Origin of the sequence: Streptomyces gilvosporeus (genome assembly GCF_002082195.1) — a bacterium.
Taxonomy (GTDB): domain Bacteria; phylum Actinomycetota; class Actinomycetes; order Streptomycetales; family Streptomycetaceae; genus Streptomyces; species Streptomyces gilvosporeus.
Map to the genome: position 1 here is coordinate 2,956,083 of NZ_CP020569.1, position 26,828 is coordinate 2,982,910.

At 72.2% G+C, this 26,828-nt stretch carries 21 protein-coding genes; 14 read left to right on the top strand and 7 right to left on the bottom strand.

The window, feature by feature from the left end; translation table 11 throughout:
* The first annotated feature begins 20 nt into the window (after positions 1-20).
* Positions 21-692, top strand: coding sequence for a rhomboid-like protein (locus B1H19_RS12960; protein ID WP_083104904.1), 672 nt, complete (start codon positions 21-23; stop codon positions 690-692).
* 309 nt (positions 693-1,001) lie between these two features.
* Positions 1,002-1,748, top strand: coding sequence for a winged helix-turn-helix domain-containing protein (locus B1H19_RS12965; protein WP_083104906.1), 747 nt, complete (start codon positions 1,002-1,004; stop codon positions 1,746-1,748).
* Between the two features lie 24 nt (positions 1,749-1,772).
* Here B1H19_RS12965 and B1H19_RS12970 read toward each other — a convergent pair whose 3' ends face one another.
* Genes B1H19_RS12970 through B1H19_RS12980 form a run of 3 tightly spaced genes read right to left on the bottom strand, consistent with a single transcriptional unit; the run spans position 1,773 to position 4,244 of the window.
* On the bottom strand, positions 1,773-2,459 hold the full coding sequence (locus B1H19_RS12970) for a DedA family protein (protein WP_083109586.1): 687 nt from the start codon (positions 2,457-2,459) through the stop codon (positions 1,773-1,775).
* Positions 2,452-3,414 (bottom strand): lysophospholipid acyltransferase family protein, encoded by a 963-nt coding sequence (locus B1H19_RS12975; protein ID WP_203237142.1) that lies wholly within the window; start codon positions 3,412-3,414, stop codon positions 2,452-2,454. Before B1H19_RS12975 ends, B1H19_RS12970 begins: the two co-directional genes overlap by 8 nt.
* An 8-nt stretch (positions 3,415-3,422) precedes the next feature.
* Positions 3,423-4,244, bottom strand: coding sequence for a GNAT family N-acetyltransferase (locus tag B1H19_RS12980; protein WP_083104909.1), 822 nt, complete (start codon positions 4,242-4,244; stop codon positions 3,423-3,425).
* 299 nt (positions 4,245-4,543) lie between these two features.
* Between B1H19_RS12980 and B1H19_RS12985 the strand changes: the two genes are divergently transcribed.
* From B1H19_RS12985 to B1H19_RS13030, 9 genes are all read left to right on the top strand, one after another.
* Positions 4,544-7,681 (top strand): alpha-N-acetylglucosaminidase, encoded by a 3,138-nt coding sequence (locus B1H19_RS12985; protein ID WP_083104911.1) that lies wholly within the window; start codon positions 4,544-4,546, stop codon positions 7,679-7,681.
* A gap of 156 nt (positions 7,682-7,837) precedes the next feature.
* Positions 7,838-8,065, top strand: a complete 228-nt coding sequence (locus tag B1H19_RS12990) for a DUF397 domain-containing protein (RefSeq protein ID WP_083104913.1) — start codon at positions 7,838-7,840, stop codon at positions 8,063-8,065.
* A 535-nt stretch (positions 8,066-8,600) separates the two neighbouring features.
* A complete protein-coding gene (locus B1H19_RS12995; RefSeq protein WP_083109588.1) occupies positions 8,601-10,493 on the top strand; it encodes a hypothetical protein in 1,893 nt (630 codons plus the stop codon).
* Positions 10,494-10,602: 109 nt separating this feature from the next.
* Positions 10,603-11,553, top strand: a complete 951-nt coding sequence (locus B1H19_RS13000) for a metal-dependent hydrolase (RefSeq protein ID WP_083104914.1) — start codon at positions 10,603-10,605, stop codon at positions 11,551-11,553.
* On the top strand, positions 11,554-12,669 hold the full coding sequence (locus B1H19_RS13005; protein ID WP_083104915.1) for a PDR/VanB family oxidoreductase: 1,116 nt from the start codon (positions 11,554-11,556) through the stop codon (positions 12,667-12,669).
* 180 nt (positions 12,670-12,849) lie between these two features.
* Positions 12,850-13,548, top strand: coding sequence for a TetR/AcrR family transcriptional regulator (locus B1H19_RS13010; protein WP_083104916.1), 699 nt, complete (start codon positions 12,850-12,852; stop codon positions 13,546-13,548).
* 88 nt (positions 13,549-13,636) lie between these two features.
* Entirely contained in the window at positions 13,637-14,170 is a 534-nt protein-coding gene (locus tag B1H19_RS13015; RefSeq protein WP_107425964.1) for a GNAT family N-acetyltransferase, read from the top strand.
* A gap of 24 nt (positions 14,171-14,194) precedes the next feature.
* A complete protein-coding gene (locus B1H19_RS39760; RefSeq protein ID WP_237289272.1) occupies positions 14,195-15,022 on the top strand; it encodes an SMI1/KNR4 family protein in 828 nt (275 codons plus the stop codon).
* Positions 15,023-15,291: 269 nt separating this feature from the next.
* Positions 15,292-16,725 (top strand): DUF1570 domain-containing protein, encoded by a 1,434-nt coding sequence (locus tag B1H19_RS13030; protein ID WP_107425965.1) that lies wholly within the window; start codon positions 15,292-15,294, stop codon positions 16,723-16,725.
* Between the two features lie 131 nt (positions 16,726-16,856).
* Here B1H19_RS13030 and pulA read toward each other — a convergent pair whose 3' ends face one another.
* Together pulA and B1H19_RS13040 are read right to left on the bottom strand one after the other, a co-directional pair.
* Complete coding sequence (gene pulA, locus B1H19_RS13035; protein ID WP_083104918.1) at positions 16,857-19,607, bottom strand: pullulanase-type alpha-1,6-glucosidase; 2,751 nt, start codon at positions 19,605-19,607, stop codon at positions 16,857-16,859.
* Between the two features lie 120 nt (positions 19,608-19,727).
* Positions 19,728-20,219 carry an ATP-binding protein gene (locus B1H19_RS13040; protein WP_107425967.1) on the bottom strand — a complete coding sequence of 164 codons (492 nt, stop codon included), beginning with the start codon at positions 20,217-20,219 and terminating at the stop codon, positions 19,728-19,730.
* Between the two features lie 154 nt (positions 20,220-20,373).
* Here B1H19_RS13040 and B1H19_RS13045 point away from each other — a divergent pair, with 154 nt between their 5' ends.
* From B1H19_RS13045 to B1H19_RS13055, 3 genes are read left to right on the top strand one after another with little or no spacing between them, the layout of a single operon-like run.
* Entirely contained in the window at positions 20,374-21,189 is an 816-nt protein-coding gene (locus tag B1H19_RS13045) for a helix-turn-helix domain-containing protein (protein ID WP_083104919.1), read from the top strand.
* A complete protein-coding gene (locus B1H19_RS13050; RefSeq protein WP_083104920.1) occupies positions 21,186-21,437 on the top strand; it encodes a DUF397 domain-containing protein in 252 nt (83 codons plus the stop codon). The genes B1H19_RS13045 and B1H19_RS13050 overlap by 4 nt, the downstream gene beginning before the upstream one ends.
* Positions 21,438-21,456: 19 nt before the next feature.
* On the top strand, positions 21,457-23,772 hold the full coding sequence (locus B1H19_RS13055; protein ID WP_083104921.1) for a serine/threonine-protein kinase: 2,316 nt from the start codon (positions 21,457-21,459) through the stop codon (positions 23,770-23,772).
* Between the two features lie 14 nt (positions 23,773-23,786).
* Here B1H19_RS13055 and B1H19_RS13060 read toward each other — a convergent pair whose 3' ends face one another.
* Complete coding sequence (locus B1H19_RS13060) at positions 23,787-24,911, bottom strand: LacI family DNA-binding transcriptional regulator (RefSeq protein WP_083104922.1); 1,125 nt, start codon at positions 24,909-24,911, stop codon at positions 23,787-23,789.
* Positions 24,908-26,665, bottom strand: coding sequence for a glycoside hydrolase family 13 protein (locus B1H19_RS13065; protein ID WP_083104923.1), 1,758 nt, complete (start codon positions 26,663-26,665; stop codon positions 24,908-24,910). The genes B1H19_RS13060 and B1H19_RS13065 overlap by 4 nt, the downstream gene beginning before the upstream one ends.
* Between the last annotated feature and the right edge of the window lie 163 nt (positions 26,666-26,828).

Sequence of the window (26,828 nt, forward strand, 5' to 3'; positions counted from 1 at the left end):
ACCGTATGGGGAGGGACCGTATGGGGAGGACACGGAGGAAGCCGGGGGTGCCGTGGGCCGCGGTGCTGTACGTCGGTGGCGTCCAACTCGGCGCGTACGCCCTCGGCCGGCTGCCCCGGGAGCGGCGTACGCAGGCGCTGCGGGCGCAGTCCACCAACGTCGTGAATCTGCGGGCCGGGCGCGGGTACACCCTGCTCACCAGCGCGGCGCTCGTCGAGGAGCCGCTGGCGGTGCCGTACGCCACCGCGCTGCTGGCCACGCTCGGTACGGCCGAGGCGCGGTGGGGCACCGGGCGCGCGGCCGGGGTGTTCGCCGCGGGGCACATCGGGGCGAGCCTGCTGGTCTACGGGGCGTTGCGCGGCCGGGTGCGGCTCGACCCGCCGGACGGGACGGCGCGGGCCGTCGACGTCGGCGCCAGCTACGGCTGGAACGCCACGCTCGGCGCCCTGGCCGCCGCCGTTCCGCACCGGGGCGCGCGGACCGCGGCGAGCGCCGGGCTGCTGGCGCTGGGGATACGGCCGGTGCTCCGCCGGGAGCGGACGTTCACCGACGCGGGCCATCTGACCGCGCTGGGACTCGGGCTGGCAATGGGCACGGCGATACGGGCCGGGTCCCGGGCGGGCATACGGACGGGGATGCGGACAGGGATACGGACAAGGATGCGGACCGGGATACGGGCGGGGAGCCGATGAGGCGGGGGGCGACCAACGGGGCTGCCCACGATGTGGAACGGGGCCGTGACGTCGGTCAACTTCGTTCCCTCGCGCGTCGGCCGTCTGGTTGAATAGGGGCATGGCCAGCCTTTCTCACACCGCGACGGGTCGCAGCGACCTCGAGCCTTTCTGGCCGTCCCGGCAGGCGCACGCTTTCGACCGTCTGTGTTGCCGCGCGCACTGAGCGCGGGCCCGCACACGCCTCACCGACGCCGCTGACCGGCGTCCCCAGCCCTGCCCGCGCGCATGACGTCCCCGACGCCCCTCTGCGCGAAAGAGCTGATCTCGATGACGAACGTCCGTACCCTTCCTGCCACTTCCGCGACGGCCCCCCTGTCCGCCCCGACCGCACCGCACCGCCACCGCCTGCGCGCGGTGGCGCCCCACGAAGCCCTGCCATCTCCCGCCACCACCCCGGGTGCCGACTCCCCCGGCCTCCGGCCGGGCGGACCCCCGTCGCGCCCCGGCATCCGGTCCGTCGCCGAGCTGCTGGACGCCGGCGCCACCTGGATCCCGGCGCCGCAGCACAGCCTGCCCGTCCTGCCCGGCCAGCCGCCGATGGTCGGCTATCTGGTCCTCGTACCGGCCGAACACGCCCCCGGGACCGGCGCCCCGGAGCCCGTCACCGATCCGACGGCCGCGGCCACGCTCACAGCGGCCACCGCGGCGGCCACGGCAGGGGCGGCCGCCGCCCTGTCACCGGCGCCCGCGCCCGCCCTCACCCCCGCCCCCGGGGCGTCCGACGGCGACCAGACCGTACGGATCGACGCCGAGCGGCGCACCGCGCAGGTCCAGGGCCGCCCGCTGGACCTGACGTACCTGGAGTTCGAGCTGCTGGCCCACCTGGTGGCGCATCCGCACCGGGTGCACACCCGCGACCAGCTGGTGACCACGGTGTGGGGCTACGGCCATGTCGGCGACGGCCGCACCGTCGACGTCCATGTCGCCCGGCTGCGCCGCAAGTTGGGCGCCGCGCACCGGTCGTCGATCGTGACGGTGCGCCGGGTCGGCTACAAGTACGTGCCGACCACGTGATGCGCGGAGTGCGGGACGGCGGCGTCAGGCTCCGTCCCGTATTCCCCGGCAGGGACCGGGGCGGACGCGGACCGCTCCCCCGCCGTGCCCGCCCCGCCGCCGCAGATACGCCACACACCCCGCGATCAGCAGGCCCGTCCCCGAGGCCAGCAGCAGCCCGGTGACCGGGGAGTCGGTCAGCGCCGCGCCGCCCAGGCCGCCCACGGCCGTGCTGAACAGCGCCCAGAGGGCGGCGCCCACCGCGTCCAGCAGGACGAAGCGGCGCAGTGGGAAGCGTGCGGTCCCGGTGGCGAGCGCGGCGACCACCCGCCCGCCGGGCAGGAAACGGCCGGCGATGACGAGGGTGGCGGCGTGGCGTTCGACCGTCGTCAGGGCGCGGGCGTGGCGGGCCCGGCCGCGTTCGCCGCGCAGCAGCCAGGCCGTGGCGCGGGGGCCGGCGCAGCGGCCGAGGGCATGGCCGAGGCAGTCGCCCGCCAGGGCGCCGGTCGCCGCGACGGCGGCCAGCAGCGCGAGCAGTGCCCACTGCGGGCCGATCAGCACGGCGACGAGGACCACGGTGGTCTCGCTCGGCATGAACGGCAGCAGTGCGTCGAGCGCGGACACCAGCAGGACGATCAGCCACAGCCAGGGCGAGTGCAGCATCCCCCGGAGCGGCTCGGCGAGCCGGTCCAGCTGGTCCACATACACCCAGGTGGCCAGCTGGTCAGACATGGTGACGGACCGGCTGTTGCGGCAGCGGTCGCGAAGCGGCCCGGCCGCGGCCCGGAACCTGGCCGGGAACGCCGCCCGGAACACCGCCCGTAACCTGGCCGGGAACACGGCCCGCGCCGCCGCCCAGTACGGCGCCCTCGGCGAGCGCCGCCAGCCGCCGCCGGTCGAGCCCGCCGCGCCCGCCCGGCACGGCGCCCGGCCCGTCGCCCGTCAGCGGCGGATGCGTGGTGACCTGTACGGCCAGCGCACGGGCCGCCAGCACCCGCCGCAGCGAGCCGACGAAGGTGTCCTCGCCGCAGAACGCCGCGACCGTGCTGGGGTGGCCGCCCTGCGTGTAGCCGAGGGTCACCGGGCGGACCGGGGCGCCCGCGTCCAGGGCGGCCTGGAAGGTGGCCCGCCGGAAGGTGCCCTGGTCGGCGGTGCACCAGGTGGTGGCCTGCGGGAAGACGGCGACGGAACGGCCGGAGCGCAGCAGCGCGGCCAGTTCGGCCACGGCGTGCGGGAGTTGGCGGGGATCGGTGCGGTCGATGAAGTGCGTACCGGCCCTGCGGGCCAGTCCGCCGACGACCGGCCAGCCGCCGACCTCGCGTTTGGCGAGCAGGACGACCGGTTCCACGGCGAGCAGCGCGGGGATGTCGAGCCAGGAGATGTGGTTGAGGACTATGAGGGTGCCGGGGCCGCCCGCGGGCCCGGGGACGGACAGGCGCTCCGTGAGGCTCGCGCCCGCCATCCGTATGCCCAGCGCCGCGATCAGCTCCCGGGCGTGGGCGCGCAGCCGTACGGGGTCGGCCAGCCCCTCGCCGTCCGCCAGCGCGCGCCGCACCGCCCGCGCGAACGCGGCGAGCCGGCGGGCGGTTTCGGCCGCCCGGACGCGCGGGAGGCCGTGCGTGGCGCACTCCGGGGTGCAGTCCGACCACACGTCCCAGGGGCCGTTCACCGCCCGCCCCGTGGCCATCGGCCCGTTCACCGTTCCCCCAGGAAGAAGCGCCGGTAGCGCTCCCCGAGCCGTTCCATGTCCAGGACGACGAAGAAGTCGGCGACATCGAACTCGGGGTCGTGGGCGGGCGCGCCGCAGATGACCGCGCCGATGCGCAGATAGCCGCGCAGCAGCGGGGGCAGTTGGGCGAGGCTGGGGCGGTCGGGGGCGGGGACGGTGGGGTGCCAGGGGTGGTGCGGGGTGACCCGGAGTCCGTCGGGGGCGGCGTAGCGGGTGCGGCCCAGTGCGTGGGCGTGGGCGGCCGCGGTGCCTCCGTCGGCGAGCGGGACGGAGGCGCAGCCGGCCAGATAGCGGTGGCCGGAGAGCAGGGTGTAGCGGGCGAGGGCGGCCCACATCTGGTTGATCACGGCGCCGCCGCGGTGGTCGGGGTGGACGCAGGAGCGGCCCGTCTCGATCAGTGAGGAGCGCAGGGGGGCCAGGGCGGTGAGGTCGAACTCGCCGTCGGAGTAGAGGCGGGCGCTGCGGCCGGGCGGCAGCAGCCGGTAGGTGCCGACCACCTCGCCGCTCGCGGTGTGGGTGACGACGAGGTGGTCGGCGAGCTCGTCCACGGCGTCGATGTCGTGACCGGCGAGCGGGGAGTGCAGGGTGGCGCCCATCTCCCCGGCGAAGACGCGGTGGCGCAGGCGCTGGGCGGCGCGGATCTGCTCCTGGGTGTCGGCGATCACGGCGGTGTAGCCGGGGGCGGCGGCCGGGTCGGCGGCGGGGGCGGAGCCGGGGACGGGAGAGGCGGTGGTGGCGGGGGTGGCGGGGGTCGGGATGGCGGCGGAAGCGGTCGGTGCCGAGCGCATGGAAGCCCTCCTTGGGTGGTGGTGTACGCACCACCAAAAAACTGCGGATTGCCGCAGTGACCTGGCCTTCTCTACTCGGGAAACTGTTCCCGCGCCCGACGGCCGGGCGCGTGAAGCGCAGGGAGCCTACGGATGAGGGTCCGCAGAACACTGGTCGCCGCCGTTCGGGTCCCGATCGGCCGGATCGCGGCATTCGGCACATCCCGGCCGTGGCGGCCTACTTGGACGGCGGATGACCGCCCGTTAGCGTGCCCTCCACGCACGGGTCCATCGGTACTGCCGAGCAGTGGGGGGCATACGTGAGCCAGCCGTCACGACGCGCGCTGTTGGGGACCGCCGGAGCGATCGGCGCGAGGGCGGCGCTCGGGGCCGCGGCCCCCGTCACCGCGACCGGACCCGTCGCCCCCGGGCAGGAGCGGGCGGCCGCGTACGACACGGCCCCGGCGCGGGCGGCCCTGGAGCGGCTGCTGCCCGGCCACGCCGACCAGTTCCGCCTGCGCGCGCTGCCGCCCGGTGGTGCCGCCGACCGCTTCCGGGTCGACGGCACCACCGGCCGCATCACCGTGGCCGGCACCACCCCCGCCACGCTCCTGACCGGCGTCCACTGGTACCTCAAGTACTCCTGTCACGCCCATCTCTCCTGGGCCGGCGACCAGCCGGCCCTGCCCGCCCGGCTGCCCGCCCCGGCCTCCCCCGTCGAGCGCGCCACCCCGCTGCCGCACCGCTTCGCCCTCAACGACACCCACGACGGCTACACCGCCCCGTACGCCACCTGGGCGCGCTGGGAGCGGCTGATCGACGTCCTCGCACTGCACGGCGTGAACGAGGTGCTGGTCACCCCGGGCGCCGAGGCCGTCTACCACCGTCTGCTGACCGATTTCGGCTATTCCGACGCCGAGGCCCGCACCTGGCTCCCGGCGCCCTCGCACCAGCCGTGGTGGCTGCTCCAGAACATGAGCGCCTACGGCGGTCCGGTGAGCCGTCAACTGATCGACCGCCGCGCCGAGTTGGGCCGCAGGATCACCGACCGGCTGCGCTCCCTGGGCATGCACCCGGTGCTCCCCGGCTACTTCGGCACCGTCCCCGACGGGTTCGCCGCCCGCAACCCCGGGGCCCGTACCGTCCCCCAGGGCAGCTGGTCCGGCCTGCGGCGCCCCGACTGGCTCGACCCCCGCACCGACGCCTTCGCCGAGGTCGCCGCCGCTTTCTACCGTCACCAGCACCGACTCCTGGGCCCCGCAGGACACTTCAAGATGGATCTGCTGCACGAGGGCGGCGACCCGGGCGACGTACCGGTCCCCGAGGCCGCCCGCGCCGTGGAGAAGGCCCTGCGCACCGCCCGCCCCGGTGCCACCTGGGTGATCCTCGGCTGGCAGGCGAACCCCCGGCGCGATCTGCTGGACGCCGTCGATCACGACCGGATGCTGATCGTGGACGGTCTGAGCGATCTGGAGACGGTCACCGACCGGGAACGGGACTGGGGCGGGGTGCCCTACGCCTTCGGCTCCATCCCCAACTTCGGCGGCCGCACCACCCTGGGCGCCAAGACCCATATGTGGACGAAGCGCTTCACCGCATGGCGGGACAAGGAGGGCAGCCGGATGGCGGGCACCGCGTATATGCCGGAGGCGGCGGAGCGCGATCCCGCCGCATTCGAGCTGTTCAGCGAACTGGCGTGGCGGGAGCGCCCGGTGGACCGCGCCGCATGGTTCGACGGCTACGCCGATCTGCGCTACGGCGCCCACGACGCGCACGCCCGCACCGCGTTCTCCGCCCTGCGCACCAGCGCGTACGCCATCGACAGCAAGGACGGCCGCCCGCACGACTCGGTCTTCGCCGCCCGCCCGAGCCTGGCCGCCCGCTCCGGCACGGTCTACGCCACCCACACCCCGGCCTTCGACCCGGCCGCCTTCGACACCGCCTTCGCCGCGTTACTGAAGGTCGCCCCCGCGCTGCGCGACAGCGACGCCTATCGCCACGATCTGACCGACGCCGCCCGGCAGGCCCTCGCCAACCGCTCCTGGCAGCTGATCCCCCAGCTCCAGGACGCCTACCGGCACAAGGACCGGCCGGCGTTCAAGGACCTGTCGCGGCTGTGGCTGCGGCTGATGCGGCTGAGCGACGAGGTCACCGGCGCGCACCGGAACTTCCTGCTCGGGCCCTGGCTGGCCGACGCCGGGGCGATGGCCGCCGACGACGAGGAGGCGGCGCGGCTGGAACACGGCGCCCGCGCCCTGATCACCACCTGGGCGGACCGCTCCACCGCCGACGGCGGCGCACTCGCCAACTACGCCAACCGCGACTGGCACGGCCTGATCGGCGACGTCCATCTGCCGCAATGGCAGGCGTACTTGGACGAACTGGACGATGCGCTGGCGGTGGACCGCCCGCCGAAACCGTTCGACTGGTACGCGCAGGAGGAGCCCTGGACCCGGCGGCGCAACGCCTATCCGCTGCGCCCCACCGCCGACCCGTACCGCACCGCCCGCCGGGTCCACGACACCCTCGCCGCCGCGCCCTACCAGGGCACCGTCTCCCTGACCGCCGCCCCGCACGCGCTGCCGCCGGGCGGCCGCGCCACCCTCACCGCCGCTCTGCGCAACGTCAACGGCCTGCGCGCCACCGGCCGGGTCGACTTCGCGCTGACCGGCCTGGACGCCACCGCCGACGGCCCCCTCACCCTGCCGTCCCTCCCGCCCGGCGGCACCGGCGAGGCCCAGTGGCGGGCGACGGCCCCGGCCGGGCCGCCGACGGACCCGCTGCGCCCGTTGCCGTACGGCCTGACGGTCGAGTACGGGCCGCGGGGCGAGCCCCGGGTGCGCGCGGTGCGCCGCGGCACGCTGTTCGTCGCCGGTCCGCTGGACGAAGCGCTCCGGACCGTCACCACCAATGGGGCGGTTTTCGGCCAGTTGGACGGGCGCTTCGCGATCAACGGTGCGGGAGCCGATCTGTGGCAGGGCACCGAGGAGTTCGGCGCCGTCTACCGGGCGGGCGCGCTCACACCGGGCGGCACGGTGACGGTGGAGGTGACCCGCCAGGAGGAGTCCACCGGCCCCTGGGCCCGTGCGGGCCTGATCGTCCGCAACCGCCTGGGCACACCGCACTCCCCCGGTTTCCTGAACCTGTCCGTCACGCCCGCCCACGGGGTCGTCCTCTCCTACGACGCGAACGGCGACGGCACCCTGGACACCTACCGGCGGCTGGCCGGGATCGCCGCCCCGGTGCTGCTCCGGCTGACCCGCGGCCGGGACGACGGCGGCCGGGGCACATACACCGGCGCCTGCTCCACCGACGGGGGCGGCACCTGGCGCACGGTCGCCACCGTCGCCGTCCCCGGGGCCGCCGCCGCCCAGGACGCCGGTCTGCACCAGTGCGCCGCCGACTCCGCCACCGGGGCGCGCGGAACGGCCGAATTCCGCCGCTGGCAGATGTCCTGAGGGGTCGCCTGCGCTCCACTGGAGGCGCGCACGGCCACCCCGTAGGCTGGCCGGATCGCACCACCGTCACGACGCATCACTGGCACGACGCACCACCAGCACAGCGCATCACGAGCACAACGCACCACAACCGCATGACGAGCGAGGGGAATCGGTATGGGCACCGCAGCGGACAAGGAGTGGCTCTACGGCCTCGACATCTCGGACGCCGAATGGCAGCGCCCGCCCGGCGACGCCGAGGAGGCGGTGGAGATCGCGTTCCTGGAGCGCGGTGCGGTGGCGATGCGCAATTCCACGGACCCCGATGTGGTCCTGCGCTACACCGAGGCGGAGTGGCGGGCGTTCGTCCTCGGCGCGCGGGACGGCGAGTTCGACCTCCAGTAGCGGCACCCGCCTGTGCGGTCACCCCGGGAACGAGCGGTCGGCCCCCGGGTGACCGGCACAGGATTCACTCGTTTCACTGAACGTGGAGCAGCAGCAGGCGACATCCCCGCGTCCGGACCGTAACCGCAACCATGCGCCCTCGGAGACCGCCGAGACCGAGGCCGCGGAGGCCGACACCGTCGAGGCCGAAGCGGTCGAGGCTGGCGCGTCCGAGGGCGAGGCGGACGAGCCGGGGGCGTCCGAGGGCGAGGTGGACGAGTCGCAGACGTCGGAAGCCGAGGCGCCCGAGACCGACGCCGCGGAGGACGAAACCGCCGCCCAGCCCGGTGAGCCGGAGGCCGACGCGCCGGAGACCGGTGAACCGCAGGCCGGTGAACCGCAGACCGACGCCACCGAATCCGTCGCCACCGAGCCCGACACCCCCGCGCCCGTCCTCCCCGCGCCCGCCGCCGTCACCCGCCTCCCCGCAGTCCCCGCCCTCCCCGTTCCCACCGAAGCCCCCTGGGCCCCCGACGCCCTCGACGTCCCCGACCTCATCGACGTCGACCAGGCCGAGATCGCCCTGGTGGAGCACTACCCCCACCTGGTCCGGCTCGCCTATCTGGTGCTGCCGTCCGGCAGTACCCGCGGCCGACGGGTCCTGGCCGCCCATGCCCTGGTGCAGCGCGCCCTCCCCCGCCAGCGCAGCTCCACCCGCGGCCTCGCCCTCCCCGCCCCCCGCGCGGGTGACGAGGCGGCCGCCGACCCCGGTTACGCCTTCCTGCGCGGCCGGGTCCTGAAGGCCGCGCTCGCCGCCGGGCGGCCCCGCCGCCTTCCCCTCCCCCCGCCGCTGCTCCCCCAGGTCTGGGGCCTACGCCTCTTCCCCCGCTCCGGCGGCGCCGATGAACTCGCCCTGGATCAGACGCTGTCGGCGCTGTCCGGACCCGGCCGGGCGGCCTTCGTCCTGCGCGATCTGGAGGGGCTGAGCGCCCCGGAGACGGCCCGGGTCCTGGAGGCGGCGGGGGTGTCCGACCCCGACGGGGCGCTGGCCGAGGCCGCCGGGGCCCCGGTCCCGGCGGGCAGCCGCGACCAGTCGCTGCTGGAGTCCGCGGAGTTCGACCCCTGCGCGCTCCAGGCCCGCCCGACGGATCTGATCCGGCGGCGCCAGCACGTCCGCGCGGCGCTGGCGGCGGGCGCGGCCGTGGTGGTGTGCGGCGCGCTGCTGGGGCTGCCCGGGGAGGGCTGGGGTCCGAACGGCGCCGCCGCGCCTCCGTACGCCCAGAACGCCGCGGCCGAGGCGGCCCTGGACCCCGGCAGGCTGACGGCGGCCTCCCCCAGCGCCTGGCAGACGGCGACGCGCCAGGACTTCGCCACCTGGCCCGCCCGCGGCGACCGGACCGGCGACCGGGCGCTGCTGCGCCGCGCGCTCGCGGTCTGGGCCCGGCCGGGCGCCCGCGTGCCCGTGACGGCGACGCCCGGCACCCCCACGGGCCCCGCGGCCGGGCCCCCGCAGCTGCTGTTCGCGGGCGTCGTCGACCACGCCGTCGTCGTGCTCTTCCACGACGGCCTGCGGGTGGTGCGCTATGCGGAGGCGGCGGACGGCACGGGCCAGGAGGCGGGCGGCGGTGCGTCGCTCGACTTCGCGCGGACGGACGGCGCGCAGGCGGCCTCCTCGGGCGCCCTGGTGGCGAACCGCACCCAGGGCAACACCCGCTATCTGGCGGCCCCTTGGGTGACCTCGGCCCGTCTGGTCGACCTGCTCCGGCCGGACGACGCGGGCCAGCAGGTGGCCATCGGCGCCGACGGCCTCACCTCCCCCGTTCCGACCCCCCGCCCCGAGGAGCAGTGCACCACCTGGCCCGCGCTGCGCCTGGGCGGCCGTCTGCTGACCGACCTGGGCGAGCTGGCCCCGGCCCGGCTGACGTACGGCGGCCCGCGCACACCGGGCGAGGTCGCCTCGCCGCAGGCCGCGACGGCCTGGGCGCGCGGCGGCTGTGCGCTGGCGGGGCTGCGCGGGCAGGGCGTGCGGACGGTGAACGCCTGGGACTACGCGCACCAGCCGCTGCCCCGGGGCGCGGGCGACGCCCGGTGGGTGTGCGACCGGGCGGAGACCTGGCGCGGGGCGGGCAGCCGGACGCTGGTGCAGTTCCTGGCCCCGGCACGGGGCGGCCGGCCGTATGCACCGGGGACGGTGGCGGCCCGCGCCGACGGCACGACGGCCTGCGGGCCACGGGCGCCGCAGGCGCTGGCCGGAATCCTGTGGAAGGACACCGGCGGCCAGTGGTGGCTGCTGGCCGCGGGCAGCAGGAAGGTCGCCTCGCTGACGGTCACCGGAGGGGTGCAGGGCCGGGCGCCCGGTCATCTGCTGGCGGTGAAGGCGGCGGCGGGCGCGCGGGCGAAGCTGATGGGGCGGCTGGCGGGCGGGCAGCCGGTGGAGGCGCTGCGCTGAGGCCGCAGCGGCGACGGAGACCGCGGCGGCCGCGGGCCCTTCGCCCACCGCTCGGATTTCTTCGGTCCCAGGGGTACCGGCTTTCCTTACCCCTCAGTACATTGACGCCATGTCTAATACGGCCTCGCTGCGGCCCCAGCCGGTCGCGTCCGAACACATCCCGCTGAAGCCCCGCAACGTCGCCTTCGACTGGGCGGACACCCCGCTGCACTGGATACCCGGCGACCCCGCCACCACCCACACCATCAACGTGCTGCACCTGATCCTGCCGGCCGGCGAGCGCTGGTTCGTGCATGTCTACAAGCAGGCGCTGCCCCATATACGCGACCCCCGGCTGCGCGAGGACGTCATCGGGTTCATCGGCCAGGAGGCGATGCACTCCCAGGCGCACGACGACGTCCTGCCGCACCTCAAGGCGCAGGGCCTGGACCCGGCCCCGTACACCGCGCAGGTCGACTGGCTCTTCGAGAAGCTGCTCGGCGACCGGACGCTGCCGCCGGGCCGGGCCCGTAAGTGGTGGCTGCTGGAGCGGGTCGCCATCATCGCCGCGGTCGAGCACTACACCGCCTTCCTGGGCGACTGGGTGCTCAACGCCGGGGAACTGGACGCCAGGGGCGCCGATCCCACCATGCTCGATCTGCTGCGCTGGCACGGCGCGGAGGAGGTCGAGCACCGGTCGGTGGCCTTCGATCTCTTCGTCCATCTCGACGGCGGCTACCGGCGGCGCGTACGGACCTGGGCAACCGCTTTCGCCGCGCTGGTGTTTCTCTGGCAGAGAGGCGTCCGCTTCTTCATGGAGAACGACCCGACCCTGCTCGACGGAAAGGCGAGCTTCAAGGAGTTCGTCCGCGCCGGGCGGCAGGGCGTGCTGCCGACCGCGGGGGACATGGCCCGGTCCATCCCGCAGTACCTCAGCCGCACCTATCATCCGTCCCAGCACGGCAGCACCACACAGGCCGTCGCCTATCTCGCCGGCTCCCCCGCCGCGACGGCGGCCGAGGCCCGCACGGAGGCCCGCACGGAGGCCCGCACGGAGGCCCGCACGAAAGGAGGTTCCTGAATGCCCCGCATCCCGTACGCACCCCGCATCCGCACCGTCCTCGTCGTCACCGCGGCCGCCCTGGCCGCCCGCCGGGCCCTGCGCGGCCGCATCAAGGGCTCCCCGCTGTGGCCCCTGCCCGCCCTCGACCACCCCATATCCGGGCGCGGCCGCGAGGCCCAAGCCCCCGCCCGCACCCACCGGTTGACGGTCACGGAGCGCGTGGCGGAAGCCACGGGCGTGATACGGCTGCGCCTGGAGGGCGCGGACCTCCCGGACTGGGAGCCCGGCGCGCATCTCGACCTGGTGCTGCCGTCGGGGACGGTCCGCCAGTACTCGCTGTGCGGATCGCCCGCGACGCCCGGCTCGTACACCATCGCCGTCCGACTGATCGAGGACGGCCGCGGCGGCTCGCAGGAAGCGCACGAGCTGCTGCACGAGGGGACGGAGGTGACGGTCCGCGGACCCCGCAACCGCTTCCCCCTCCACGACAGCCACGCCTATGTCTTCATCGCGGGCGGCATCGGCATCACCCCGATCCTGCCGATGGTGCGCCAGGCCGAGCGGGAGGGGATCCCCTGGCGGCTGCTGTACGGCGGCCGGTCGCGGGCCTCGATGCCGTTCCTGGCGGAGGTCGAGAAGCTGGCGGGCGCCGGGGCGGACCGCGTCACCGTGGTCGCCGAGGACGAGGACGGGCGGCCCGATCTGGCGGCCCTGCTCGCCGGCGCTCCCCCGCACGCCGCCGTCTACTGCTGCGGCCCCGAGCCCCTGATGGACGCGGTGGCCGCCCTCCTGCCCGACGCCCCCGAGGGCCTCACCCTGCACACCGAACGGTTCGCACCCGCCACCCCCTCCCCCACCGGCGAGAACGCCCCGTTCGAGGTGGAACTGCGCCGCACCGGCCGGACGGTCACCGTGCCCGCCGACACCAGCGCGCTGCGCGCGATCCGCGACCAGGCGCTGCCGGACCTCCCGTACAGCTGCGAACAGGGCTTCTGCGGCACCTGCCAACAGCGGCTGCTGGCCGGTGAGGTGGAGCACCGCGACGAGCTGCTGACGGACGCCGAGCGGGACGACTCGCTGCTGATCTGCGTCTCACGGGCGCGGGAGGGCGGGCGGCTGGTCCTCGATCTCTAGGCCGGGTTTCTGGCCGCCTCTGGGCCGGGTTTCTGGCCGTCTCTAGGCCGGGTTTCTGGCCGCCTCTGGGCCAGGATCCCGGCCGTCCCCAGGTCGGCATCCCGGCCGTCCGTCCCGGCAGATATCCACCACTACCGGCCGTGATACCGCGGAGCGCCCCGGATCGTTAGGGTGGTGGCCATGACGACCGGCACGCGCCGCAGGATGGGCGTCGAGGAGCGGCGCGAGCAGCTCATCGGCGTCGCACTCGACCTCTTCAGCCATCGCTCTCCCGAGGATGTCTCGATAGACGAGATCGCCGAGGCGGCCGGGATATCGCGGCCGCTCGTCTACCACTACTTCCCGGGCAAACAGCAGCTGTACGAGGCCGCACTGCGGCGCGCCGCGGACGAACTGTCGGCCCGCTTCGTCGAACCCCACGAAGGCCCGCTCGGCGCCCGCCTCCTGCGGGTGATGGAGCGCTTCTTCGACTTCGTCGACGAGCACGGCCCCGGCTTCTCCGCCCTGATGCGGGGCGGCCCGGTGACCGGTTCGAAGAGCCGGACGGGCGCCTTGATAGACGGCGTACGGCAGGCCGCATACGACCAGATCCTCGCCCATCTCGGCATCGCCGCCCCGCCACCCCGGCTGACCCTGGTCGTCCGCTCGTGGATCTCGCTCGCCGAGACCACCGCCCTGCTGTGGCTGGACGGCCGGCAGATCCCGCGCGAGGAGCTGGAGCGCCAGCTGGTGCACGACTTCGCGGCACTGGCGGCGGTGAGCGCCGCCTACGACGAGCAGATGGCGGACGTACTGCGCCATCTGCTGGCGGACGAACCGGAGAACGGCATGTTCGCGGAGCTGGTGGCCCGGCTGATGGAGCTGCCGCAGCCGGTGTGAGCTGCGGCCGGTGTGAGCTGCGGCCGGTGCGACCTGAGGCCGCCGAAAAACCCGTCCGGGTGTCTCGTCCGTGAGCCACAATTCCCCCATGACCATGATCACTTACCGGCTTGCCGACGCCACCCGCGACCTGCCCTCGCTCGTCGCCCTGTACGACGGCGCGGCCCGCTGGATGCAGGACAACGGGATCGTCCAGTGGACGCCGGGCGAGAAGGACGCGGAGCACTTCCGGCGCCGGATAACGGAGCGCGAGAAGGGCGAGGTCTGGCTCGCCGAGACGACGGGCCGCACCGTCGGCGGCTTCGAACTGTGGTGGGAGGACCTCCCCGCCTGGGGCGAACAGCCCCCCGTGGCCGGATACGTCCACCGGCTGATGGTGGACCGCGCATCCGCCCCGCCCGGCACCGGACGGGCGCTGCTCGACCAGGCCGAGCAGCGCATCGCACAAGCGGGCCGCGAGCGCTGCCGCCTGGACTGCGTATCGACCAACCCGCGGCTGCGGACGTACTACGAGAACGCGGGCTACACGGTCGTCGGCGAACACCCGTCCAAGGTGGCGCCGGACGGCAGGCGCTACGGCGTGACGCTGTTGGAGAAGCGGCTGGACTCGGTGGGCCGCTAGGCGGCGGTGCCCCGCATACCCGCTGTGCTCCTGCCTGCCGACATGGTGCAGGGTGGATTCATGCTTGCCGATCATCAGGAGTGCGACGTGGTCGTCACGGCCGTGTCTGCGGTGGGGGCCGCCGTCCATGTGGACGGGCACGACGGTTTCATCGACCAGGCCAAACACCCTTCATGGTGGTCGGACGCGCCCCGCGCCGCGGTCGGCGACCGGATGCGCGCGGTGGTACTGGACGCCACCAGGACCCCGCCGCGGTTCAGCGCTCTGCCGAGCGATATACAGATCGCCCGGAGCCTGCGCCATACCGAACCGCTGATGCGCCTCTGCCCGCCGCCCGGGGGCGGCCGAACCGTGCAGTGGGGCGCCGTGGAGGAGGCGTTGGGCATCACCGTGCCGGCAGACTACAAGCGGCTCGTCGAGACGTACGGCGGTGGGCTCTTCGCAGGGGTGCTCTGGCTGCTGGAACCGGACTGCCCGGATGCGATGTACGACCTGGTGGCCCAGACCGCGGAGCGTGCGGAGATCCTCGCCGACCTCTGGGAAGCAGGCGAAGACAAACCGTCGGCGCTTCATGAGGCCAACACCAGGCTGGTGCCCTGGGGGTATGCGGAAGGCGCGGGACATTTCCTCTACTGGTTGGTCCGGCCCGGTGTCGAACCGGAGGAATGGACCGTCATCCTCAATGAGGGGCGCGGCCCCCTCTGGGAGGCCTATCCGGTGTCGTGCAGCCAGTTCCTCCTTGATGTGGTGGCCGGCAGGACGACGTCGTTCTACTTCGCCGGCTTGGAGGACATCGTTGCCCCGGAAGACAGGACCTGTTTCGCGCCCAACTCGCAGATTCTCAGCCAGTAGGAGCACGGGGCGAAATCCGGTCGGCACATCAGTGCAACCGCGGACGACTTGTTTCATCGAGGCGGAACAGCCGCCAACACCGCGTTGCTTCTGAGCGAAGCCGAATCACACTTTTCCCCCCGAAGGCACCAGTCGAAGTAATAGCGACTACGAGACAGTTGACCACCCCCCTGGGCTCTTCTCGACAGCCCAACTCACAAGCTCGATGCCGGCCCGGTCCGACCGAACCTCAGGAGCTAAGATCAGAGGTCGTCTCCAAGAGGGGAACCATGTCGTACCAGCCTGCCGACCAGCAGAACGTTCCGTATCAGCCCTATCAGGGCGGGTATCCGCAGCAGCCGAGGGGCAGCTTCGTTCCACCACCGCCTCCGTCGCCACCCCGGCGCAAAACGGGAAAGATCATCGGATTCAGCGTCCTGGGGATATTCCTCCTCCTGGTCATAGGCGTCGGATCCATATTCGTGAAGAACACCCTGAAACGGCATGACACGACTCCTCAGGAGGAGTACGCGATGTCGACGAAAGCGGTGTACGACTCGATGACCAAGGCCATCAAGGAGAAGGACGAGAAGTCCTATCTGGCGTCCTTCGAGGGCGAGCAGCTCAAGGCGCAGCAGCGGAAGCTGTTCCGAAACCTCATCAAGGTTCCGTTTCAGGTCGCGCGCTTCGAGGAGTATCCGCAGGGGCACGGATCCGGCCATATGGTGGTCGCGTTCGTCCACCAGATCAAGGGTGTTGACGCTGCCCCCGTGGCAGAGCAGTACGTCTTCACGTTCAAAGAGAGTCCGGGCGCCCACCAGGTGATCACCGACGTCAAGGGATCCGCCGAGCCCTACACCGGCACGCATGGCACGAATTTCCCGGCGCCATGGGACGTCTACAACGATATGACGGTCGTGCAGAAGGGCCGCGTCGTGGTGATCTCCGACAAGCAGCACGCCGCCGACACGGAGCGCTTCGCTCCCTACATTTCCCAGGCGGCCGACGATGACGTAGCGGCCTGGAACCACAGCGGCGCGAACACGTCCCAGGCATCGAAGGGCGCGCTGATCGTGCTGGAGTCGAAGCGCAAGGTGTACTCGCAGCTCTACCGAGCCGGCAACAAGAACGATTCGCTGGAGGCGGGCGTCAATATGGCCGCCGAGAAGTTCACTCCTGCTGGCCGCAACGAGATGGAGGCCGGCGGCTCCCGTATCGTGATGGACTCGTCCGAGAGTCGTTTCACCTCCCCCGCTTGGAGAAGCGGCGTCAAGGAGATCTCCCGCCACGAGATCGCCCACGCGCTGGTCGCCTTCTACGACCACGAGAGCAGGTTCGCGCAAATACCCAGTTGGGTCAGCGAGGGATTCGCCGGGTACATGGAGTCGCGCGACGATTCAGCGGCATCCAAGACCGAAGCGGCGCGGACGCTGAAGGGCTACAAGTTCGACCCCAGCGTCTACCCGGTGAGCGACGCCGAAACGTTCTATGCGAAGACCGGGCGGGAACGCGCAGCCAATTACACGCTCGCCCGGCTCGCGATCGAGTACATGGCCAAGAAGTACGGCGAGAACCACGCCTTTGAATTTGTGACCGCAGAATACAACGACCCCAATAACCAGGACGCCGCCTTCCAGAAGTACCTGGGCGTCGACTACCGCACCTTCATGGCAGGCTGGCAGAAGTACGTCCGCACCGAAGTCCCGGGCATGGCCAAGGGCTGACGCACTTTCGCACGACCCGCAATGTCGCACTCCGCCGGCACGCCGATCCAACGGACACAGAGCTGTCCAACGGCGGGCCGGCGGATGTGTGAAGCGGCGGAGGCAGCAGATCGCGGCGCGGGAATCGACCGTTAACGGCCCGCGCCCCGTGCGAAGACGGCGACCGTACGGGCCGGGACGGTGAAGGTGCCCGAACTTGACTGGTACGAGGCGGACTTGACGACCGGGTCGGCGCCGTGGGCCTGGTCGGGGTGGAGGGCGTAGGGCGTGCCCGCGAGGGAGGGCAGGTGTTGGGGCTGGCGGTGCGGGGTGGCGTTGAAGATGACGACGAGGCGGCCGAGGCGCATGGTGATGACGCCGGGGGTCTCGTCCGTGCCGGAGAGGGGGAAGGTGAGGGCGGACTGGACGTCGGCGGTGGTGGGGAGGCCGAAGGCCGGTTCGGTGGCGTGGATACGGAGGAGGTCGCGGTAGGCGGCGGAGGCGGCGGTCATGGTGGCGCAGGAGGGGCGGAGGGCCGGGTCGGCGAGGAGGGGCTTGGCGTAGGGCCACTTGTCCTTGTTGTCGGTGGCCGGGGGTAGGCCGCGACCGAAGCCGTTGCCGGTGTCGTTGCTGATGGCGGTGCCGTTGCCGGTGGCGGAGCTGGTGGCGCTGCCGGTGCCGGTGGCGCAACCCCAGTGGAGGGCGTTGAACCAGTCGCCGCTGTTGAAGGAGTTGCGGTCCAGGGACTTGGAGCGCAGGAGATCGGTGCCCGCCTGGGAGAGGGCCGGGCCCTGGGAGAGGGCGGCGGTGGCCAGGGCGACGACCTGCATGCGGGCGCGGGCGGCGGGTGAGGTGCCGGGCGGGAGCTTGTAGGCCAGGGCGTCGTAGAGGGTTTCGTTGTCGTGCGCGTCGGCGTAGGCGAGGGCGTCGCCCGGGGCGGCGGCGTATCCGGCGGGCGCGCCGTTGTAGTCGACCTCGGAGCCCTTGACCCGGCGCCCGGAGGTGTCGGTGAAGGTGTAGTCGGCGAGATTCCCGGTCAGTCCGAGTTTGATGAGGTCCTGGTAGTGGAGGAGGCGGGCGCGCTGGTCGGACGGGTTGCCGCTCGCGGCTGAGGAGTTGGGGTCGGTGAAGAGGCCGGAGGCGAAGCCCTGGACCCGGGGGTCGGGGTCGAAGGGCGTGCCGCCGCGGATCGCATCGCGGGCGCGGTCGCTGAAGGTGGCGATGCCGGTGCCCGCCATATTGCGCTGGGTGGCCTGGACGAAGCGGGCGTCGTTCGCGACCTCGCCGAAGTTCCAACCCTCGCCGTAGAGGATGATCGCCTTGCCGTCCACACCGTCGCGGGCCGGGGTCAGGGCGTCGAGGGCCTTGCGTACGGCCAGGATGTTGGCCTTCGGGTGGTGCCCCATGAGGTCGAAGCGGAAGCCGTCGACCTTGTACTGCTTGGCCCAGGTGACGACGGAGTCGACCACCAGCTTGCCCATCATGGTGTGCTCGGGCGCGGTGTTGGAGCAGCAGGTGGAGGTGGCCACGCTGCCGTCGTCCAGCAGCCGGTGGTAGTAGCCCGGCACGATCCGGTCGAGGACCGACTTCGGGTCCTGTCCGCTCGCCGCCGTGTGGTTGTAGACGACGTCCATGACCGTACGCAGCCCGGCCCCGTTCAGCCCCTGCACCATGCGCCGGAATTCCACGGTGCGGCGCGGACCGTTGGGGTCGGAGGCGTACGAGCCCTCGGGGACGGTGTAGTGGAGCGGGTCGTAGCCCCAGTTGTACGCGTCCCGGGCGGCCGACTTGCCGACGCATTCCTGTTGCCGGTCGGAGTCGGACGGCATTGCCGCAAGCTTGCAGTCGGGTTGTTGCGCAGGATCTTGCTGATCGGCGCGGCGTTCGGGGACGGAGGCGAAGTCGAAAGCCGGCAGCAAGTGGACGTAAGACGTTCCGGCCGTTGCAAGGGCTTTCAGATGGCGCATGCCGTCCGAGTGGGTGTCGGTGAAGGCGAGGTACTGGCCGGGGTGGCGGGAGGTGCGGTCCGCGATGGAGAAGTCGCGGATGTGCAGTTCCTGGATGCGGGCCTTGCGCAAGGGGACCGCAACGGGTTTCTTCAGCCGCGACCAGCCCTGGGGAGCGAGGCGGGGATCTGCAAGGTCCACCACAAGGCTGCGGGCCGAGTCGGCGGTCAGCGCGGTGGAGTACGGGTCGGTGACCTTGTTGGTGACGAACGCGTGGACGCTGGGCGCCCAGACCCGTACGACATAGCGGTACGGCCTGCCGAGCCAGGCCCGCGAGCCCTGCGCGCGCCAGACGCCGGTGATGTCGTCGCGGTGCATCGGGACCGTACGGCCGTCCAGTTCGAGGGCGACGGTACGGGCGGTGGGTGCCCAGACGGAGAGGGTGGGCCGGTGGCCGCCGTCGAACGTCGGGCCCAGGTGGGTGTGTTGGGCGGCGCGCCCGTACAGGTCGTCCAGTACGCCGGGTATCTGGACGCCGGTGGTGGCGGGGGCCGTGGCGGGGGTCCTATCCGCGTCCGTAGAACGTTGCTGGGTGGCGACCAGCCGGTTGCGCAAGGCGTTGCGGGCCAGGCCGCGGTCGCGCGGGTCGACGGTGAAGGCGGGAAAGTTTTGCAGATGGGGGAAGGCGGCCCGCTCGGCCGGGGTGAGGCTGCCGGGCGTCAGGCGAATGCGGTGGGTCAGCCCCCCGTCGCCGAACTCCAGCTGGGCCGGGGCCTGTTCGGCGCCCTTCCAGACCACGGTGTCGCGGTCGATCCACTGGGCCTCCGCCTTGGCCGGGTCCGGTGGGGCGGCATGTGCCGGTTGCTGCGGGGAGGTGAGGAGCAAGGCCGCCGCGCCGAGGGCGAGGACGGCGGCCAGTCGCCGGCGCGGCCGGAACCGGAGGAGGGTGGAGGACATGGGTGATGGTTCTAGTCGCGTTGCCTGATGCCTGCAAGACCTTACGCAAGATATTGCAAGGGTGTTAAGTTGCTGAGACAGCCGGTCCGGCCGGCCGGAGGCCCCTCGTCTTCCCGGGCCTTACGCGCCCGGTCGGCCGGACCGGCCTTCCAGAAACAGTTCGGCGACCACGACCTTCCCGACCGGCGGCCGCTCCTCCACCCGCCAGCAGGCGGCGAGCGCGGCTACGAGGACGAGTCCGCGCCCGAATTCGCTGTCCGGAGACGGGAGTTCCACGGACCGCGGGACTGGCGGCCGCAGCTCCGTACGGGTGTCGGCGACCGCGATCCGCAGGATGCCGGGGCGGGCGGAGCCGGGCAGCCGGGTGAGGTGCAGCTCGAAGTCCCGCCCGGGGACGCGGCCGTGGGTGGCGGCGTTGGCGGCGAGTTCACCGACGATCAGGGCGGCGGTTTCGGACACCTCGCTCCCGTACGGAACGCCCCAGACGTCGAGTTGGTGGACGGCGAGATGCCGGGCGAGGCGGGCGCCACGGGGAGTGGCGCTGAACCGCTGACTGAACATACGTACGGTGAGCGCGGCGGTGTCGGTGTCGGCGTAGGCGTCGGCGTGCATGGCTCGAATGTCGGACTCCGTGACACCGGTGACCAGGGAGGCAACTCGTAGTCCTGGAAGACTACGAGCTCGGATGGTGGACGCGGAGGGTAACGGCCCGTAAGCATGAGGGACTTGCGGGGACTGCCGACAACGACCCTCGGGGGTAGCGCGTATGACCGCAGACCACGAACGTTCCGACAGCCTCCGGACGTTCGGTGCCGTATATCAAGGGTTCCGGGAGAGCCGGGGATTCACGCAGGAGTCGCTGGCTCCGGAGATCCGGTATTCGCAGGACTACATCGCTTCGGTGGAACAAGGCCGGATACTGCCGTCGAAGACGTTCCTCCAGCGCTCCGAGGATGTGCTGGACGCCCTCGGGGTGCTGGAAAAGGCGGCCAAGCGGCTGTCGAAGCGGCGGGGGCTCGCATCGTGGTTCCGTGCATGGGCGGGGATGGAGGAGAAGGCGACCACACTCCACACGTACGAATGCCGCCTGATTCCTGGGTTGTTGCAGACGGAGAGGTATGCGCGACTCCTCTTCGAGAGCCGCGTTCCGCTCCTCACCGATGCGGAGGTCGACACCCGGCTGGCGGTACGGCTGGAGCGCCAGCAACTGCTCCGGGACCGGCCGAAGTGCGCGTTCAGCTTCATCCTCGAAGAGCACCTGTTCCTGCGGCATGTCGGTGGGGTGGAGGCGACCCGCGAGCTCATCGACCACATGCTCGGCTTGGCCACACTACGGAACATCGAGATCCAGGTCCTGCCGCTGTCACAGGGAATGCACGCCGGTATGGACGGGCCGATGCAGTTGGTGGAGACACCCGATCACGAGTGGTACGGGTACTGCGAGGGGCAGGAGAACGGAACGCTCATCTCCGATCCCACAGTGATCAGCATGCTTCACGCCCGGTATGCAAAACTGCGCTCAGAGGCCCTTTCTCTGGACGACTCCGTGGGCCTGCTGAAGCGACTGCGAGGAGCGCTATGAGCACGTCCGATTTGGCCTGGTTCAAGAGCAGCTACAGCGGCAGTTCCGGCGACGATTGCGTCGAGGTCGCCCTCTCCTGGCGTAAGTCCAGCTACAGCAGCGGAAGTTCCGGCGACTGCGTAGAGATCGCCACCTGCCCCTCCACCACCATCCACATCCGCGACTCCAAGGACAAGGAAGGTCCGCAGCTCGTGGTACCTGCCGAGTCCTGGACGGACTTCGTCACGTACGCTGCCCACGACTTGTAGGGGTCCGTACGGGGGTGCCATGCAGCCGTTGCAGGCGGATGATCCGCAGAGCCTGGGGAACTACCGCCTGATGGCGCGGCTCGGGGCGGGCGGGATGGGCCGGGTCTACCTGGCGCGCACGTCCGGCGGGCGCACCTTCGCCGTGAAGGTCGTACGGCCCGAACTCGCCGAGGACGCCGACTTCCGGCGCCGTTTCCGGCACGAGGTGAGCATCGCCCGCGCGGTGTCCGGGCCGTACACCGCGGCGGTCGTGGACGCCGACACCGAGGCCGCGCTGCCCTGGCTGGCCACCGCCTACGTGCTCGGCCCGGCGCTCGACGACGTGATCGACCGGCACGGGCCGCTGCCCGAGGCGTCCGTACGCGCGCTGGGGGCCGGTCTCGCGGCGGCGCTCACCGGGATCCATGGGGCGGGGCTGGTGCACCGCGATCTCAAGCCGTCGAATGTGCTGTTGGCCGCCGACGGGCCGCGCGTGATCGACTTCGGTATCGCGCGAGCGGTCGACGGCGAGCGGTTGACGAGCACCGGCGTGGTGGTCGGCTCGCCGGGGTTCATCCCGCCGGAACAGGCCACCGGGGAGGTGGCCGGGCCGCAGGGCGATGTGTTCTCGCTCGGGGTCGTGCTGGCGTACGCCGTGAGCGGGCGCCAGCCGTTCGGTTCGGGGTCGGCGGCGAGCATGCTCTACCAAGTGGTGCATGCGGAACCGGACTTGTCGGCCGTACCGGAGGGCTTGCAGGCGCTCGTCGGGGAATGTCTGGCCAAGGATCCGCAGGCGCGGCCCACTCCCGAGCGGCTGGTCGCCGAGCTGGCCCCGGACGGCGTTCCGGCGGCGCTGGACGGCTGGCTGCCGGGGCCGGTCGCCTCGTCCATCGCCCAGCATGCGGCGCGCATCCTGGACCTGGACACGCCGCTGCGGGACGGGCAGGCGGCCGTCCTCCGTACGCCCACGGTGCTCGACCAGCCCGGCCAACTCGACCAGCACGGCCAACTCGACCAGGGAGCTACGGACGGGTCCACCGGCGGGTCCGCTGACAGTTCCGCGGACGGGCGCGCCGCTGGATCCGGCGACGCCCACGCGCCGACCCGTCCCGAGGCCGTGGAACCTGAGGGGCACACCGCGTCGCGTCGTCGGTTCCTCGCGCTGGGGGCCGGTGCCGCGGTGCTCGCCGTCGGCGGCGGGGCGGCCTGGGCGTTCGAGAGCCTCGGCGGCGGGCCGGTCCGGCCCAGGCGGCACCACAGCGGTCCGGACACGCTGGACCACGACGAGCCGATCGACCCCAAGGACTTCACCACCCCGCCCGCCGGGACGAGCCCGAAGACCCTGTGGCACGCGCAGGCGAAGGCCCTCAGCCTGAACTACGAGATCCCGCCGATGGTGATCGGCAATCTGCTGATCGTCAGCGGCGATCCGCTCGTGGCCCACGACGTGGCGACCGGGCGGCAGAAGTGGTCGGTGCCCGATCTGACGACGCCCGGTGCGCCGCTGGTGTACGCGGCCGGGCTGCTGTTCTTCACCAGCAGCAAGTACGACGGCGACTTCGTCGGTCTCGATCCGGCCACGGGCAAGGAGGCGTGGCGCAGCAGGCTGGGCGGCAAGTACGACAACCCGCGCCCGATCGCCGCCGACGGCCGGAGGGTGTTCGTCATCGCCACCGTCGTCGCCGATGACGCGAAGAACCCCACCGTGATCGCCGCGGTGGACATCAAGAGCCGCAAGGTGCTGTGGCGGAAGCCGCGTACGAAGGGAGCCGGCGACTGGGCCGTCGCGGCAGCCACCGACGGTCGGCATGTCGTCTACGCCGACGACCAGTACAACGTCACGGTGCGCGACGCCGGGAGCGGCGAGCAGCTGTGGACGAAGCCGGTGGGTGACGACAGCGCGGCGCGGCCCACGATCTACCGCGACAAGGTCATCATCGGCGGTCCCTCGATGCGCGCGTTCGACCTCAAGACGGGCGCCCAGAGGTGGTCGCTGCCCAGCGGTCACCGCAACCCGTTCCAGGCTCCGCTGACTCTGGTGGGCAACACCCTTTACACCTCGGTCTACCAAGACGGCGTGTGGGCGGTCGACGCGGCCTCCGGCAAGAAGTTGTGGAAGTCCGACGACCTCGGACAGCGATACGTCCCCCTGGAATTCGTGCAGGTCGGGCACATGCTCTACGGCGCAACGTATTTCGCCACCGGCGGCATCTACGCCTTCGACGCCCGTACGGGCAAGCTCCACTGGACGTACAACGACGGTGTCCACGACGACGGGCAGTGGCATATCACGGCGGCGGGGCGCCGACTGCTCGCCACCCACTCGGACCGGTTCTACGGGCTGCCCGCCGTCTGACCGTCGGGCCTTCCCTAGGCGCGCACCGCCGGACCCGTCGAGCCGCGTACGACCAGCTCCGGCTGGAAGACGAATTCGGTGCGCTGGACGGGATTCCGTACGGGGTCTCCTACGGGATCCCGTACGGAATTGCGTACGGGATTGCGCAGCGGATTGCGCAACGGATTGCGTACGGGGTTTCCCTCGATCTCCTCGATCAGCGCGCCGACCGCCGCCGTCGCCATCGCCTGGACCGGCTGGCGCACCGTGGTCAGCGGTGGGTCGGTGAAGGCGATGAGGGGCGAGTCGTCGAAGCCGACGACGGAGAGGTGGCCGGGGACGTCGAGGCCGCGCTGCCGGGCCGCGCGGACGGCGCCGAGCGCCATCAGGTCGCTGCCGCAGACCAGGCCCGTACAGCCGTCATCGATGAGCGCGGTGGCGGCCGCGTGGCCGCCCTCGACGCTGAACAGGGTGTGCCGGATGCGCCGTTCGGCCTGCCCCCTCGACAGGCCGAACGACTCCTCCAGCGCCGCCGCGAAGCCCTCGGCCTTGCGGCGCGAGGGGACGTAGCGGGCGGGTCCTACGGCGAGGCCGATCCGGGTGTGGCCCAGCTCGGCCAGGTGGCGTACGGCCATCCGGGCCGCGGCGCGGTCGTCGGGTGAGACGAAGGGCGCGTCGATGCGGTCGTTGTAGCCGTTGATCAGGACGTAGGGGACTCCTCGCGAGGTCAGGCGAGTGTAGCGGGACGGGTCGGCGCCGGTGTCGGCGTGCAGGCCGGAGAGGAACACGATGCCGGTGACGCCGCGTTCCTCTAACTGCTCGACGAGTTCGTCCTCGGTGGCGCCGCCGGGCATCTGGGTGCAGAGGACGGGGGTGTAGCCGTGGCCGGCCAGGGACTGCTCGATGATCTGGGCGAAGGCCGGGAAAATCGGGTTGGTGAGTTCGGGGATGACGAGGCCGACCAGGCCCGCGCTGCGGCGTTGGAGCCGTACGGGGCGTTCGTAGCCGAGGACGTCGAGGGCGGCGAGCACGCGGTGGCGGGTGGTCGCCGCAACGCCCGCCTTGCCGTTGAGGACGCGGCTGGCGGTGGCCTCGCTGACCCGCGCCTGGGCGGCGATGTCGGACAGGCGCGGGGCGGGGCGGGGTGTCGGCAGGGTCACTCCTCCCACCAGATGGTGGTGTCAGCCGGAATCACGCAGCCCTGCGCTACCAACACGCCGCCATGTGCAACCAATTCGTCACTGTCGGTGTTCGACAAGTAAGAAAGGTCAGCGGGCGAAGGCGAAGGGTCGTGGGGCGACGGCGACGAGACGGACAACGGCGACGAGGCGGGCAGGGATGAGGAGGCCGGAGTTGAGGACGGCGAGGAAGACAGCGAAGACAGCGAAGAGATGAGCACGCGGCGGCCCGGCCGCTCGGGCAGCGTCACCGCCGCCCCGGCCGTGTTGGCCGTGCAGACGAGGCCGCCGGGGCGCCGGAAGGCCAGTACGCCGTCGGGCGCGTCGAGCCATTCGACCGCGTCGCCCGCGCCGAGGCCGGGGTGGGTGCGGCGCAGCGCGAGGGCCGTGCGGTAGAGCTCCAGGGTGGAGTCGGGGTCGCCGGTCTGGGCCTCGACGGTGAGCGGAGCCCAGTCGGCGGGCTGCGGCAGCCAGGGGTCGGCGGCACCGAAGCCGTAGGGCGGTTCGTCGCCGGACCACGGAAGGGGCACGCGGCAGCCGTCGCGGAGGCCGTCCTGGCCGTTGGCGCGGAAGAACGAGGGGTCCTGGCGGACCTCGTCGGGCAGATCGAGGACTTCCGGGAGGCCGAGTTCCTCGCCCTGGTAGAGGTATGCGGAGCCGGGGAGGGCGAGCATCAGCAGGGCGGCGGCGCGGGCGCGGTCGAGGCCGCCGCCGAGGCGGGTGCGGTGGCGTACGACGTCGTGGTTGGACAGCACCCAGGTGGCCGGGGCGCCGACGGGGCGCATCGAGTCGAGGGACTCGTCGATGACCTCGCGGAGCCGGTCCGCGTCCCAACTGGTGTTGAGGTAGTGGAAGTTGAATGCCTGGTGCAGCTCGTCGGGGCGGACGTACAGGGCGGTGCGCGCGGTGGTGGGGGCCCATGCCTCCGCGACCGCGATGCGATCCCCCGCGTATTCCTCCAGGACGGCGCGCCAGGCGCGGTAGACGGCGTGCACGCCGTCCTGGTCGAAGAAGGGGAGGACCTGATTGCCGAGGAGTTTGAGCTGTTCGCCGTGGCCCATGTCGGGCAGGCCGGGGGCCTTGACGAGGCCGTGGGCGACGTCGACCCGGAAGCCGTCGACGCCCAGGTCCAGCCAGAAGCGCAGGATGGAGCGGAACTCGTCCTGGACGGCGGGGTGTTCCCAGTTGAAGTCGGGCTGTTCGGGGGCGAAGAGGTGCAGGTACCACTCGCCGTCGGGCATGCGGGTCCAGGCGGGTCCGCCGAAGATGGACTCCCAGTCATTGGGCGGCAGTTCGCCGTTCCGGCCGCGGCCCTTGCGGAAGTGGAAGCGTTCGCGGGCGGTCGATCCGGGGCCCTCGGCCACCGCCCGGCGGAACCATTCGTGCTGGTCGGAGCAGTGATTGGGGACGATATCGACGATGATGCGCAGGCCCAGGTCATGGGCGTCGGCGATCACGGCCTCGGCGTCGGGCAGGGTGCCGAACATCGGGTCGATGGCGCGGTAGTCGGCGACGTCATAGCCGCCGTCGGCCTGCGGGGAGGCGTAGAAGGGGCTGAGCCAGACGGCGTCCACGCCCAGGTCGCGCAGATAGGGCAGGCGGCTGCGGATGCCGGCCAGGTCGCCCATGCCGTCGCCGTTGCCGTCGGCGAAGCTGCGCGGATAGACCTGGTAGATCACCGCGTCGTGCCACCATCCGGGGCTGGAGGGGTTGGTAACTGATGGAGTTCTCGTCATCGTTGCTCTGCGTTCCTCAACTTGTCTTGCTGGCCGGGGTCTTGTCAGTGGTGGCCGCTACGGTTAGCGGGTGAGTCACAAGCAGGGGGGTCGATACGAACTCGCGCCCGGTCCGGAGCTGATGGCCCTCATGAGTCGTCATGCTGGGCTGTCGCGGGTGGTG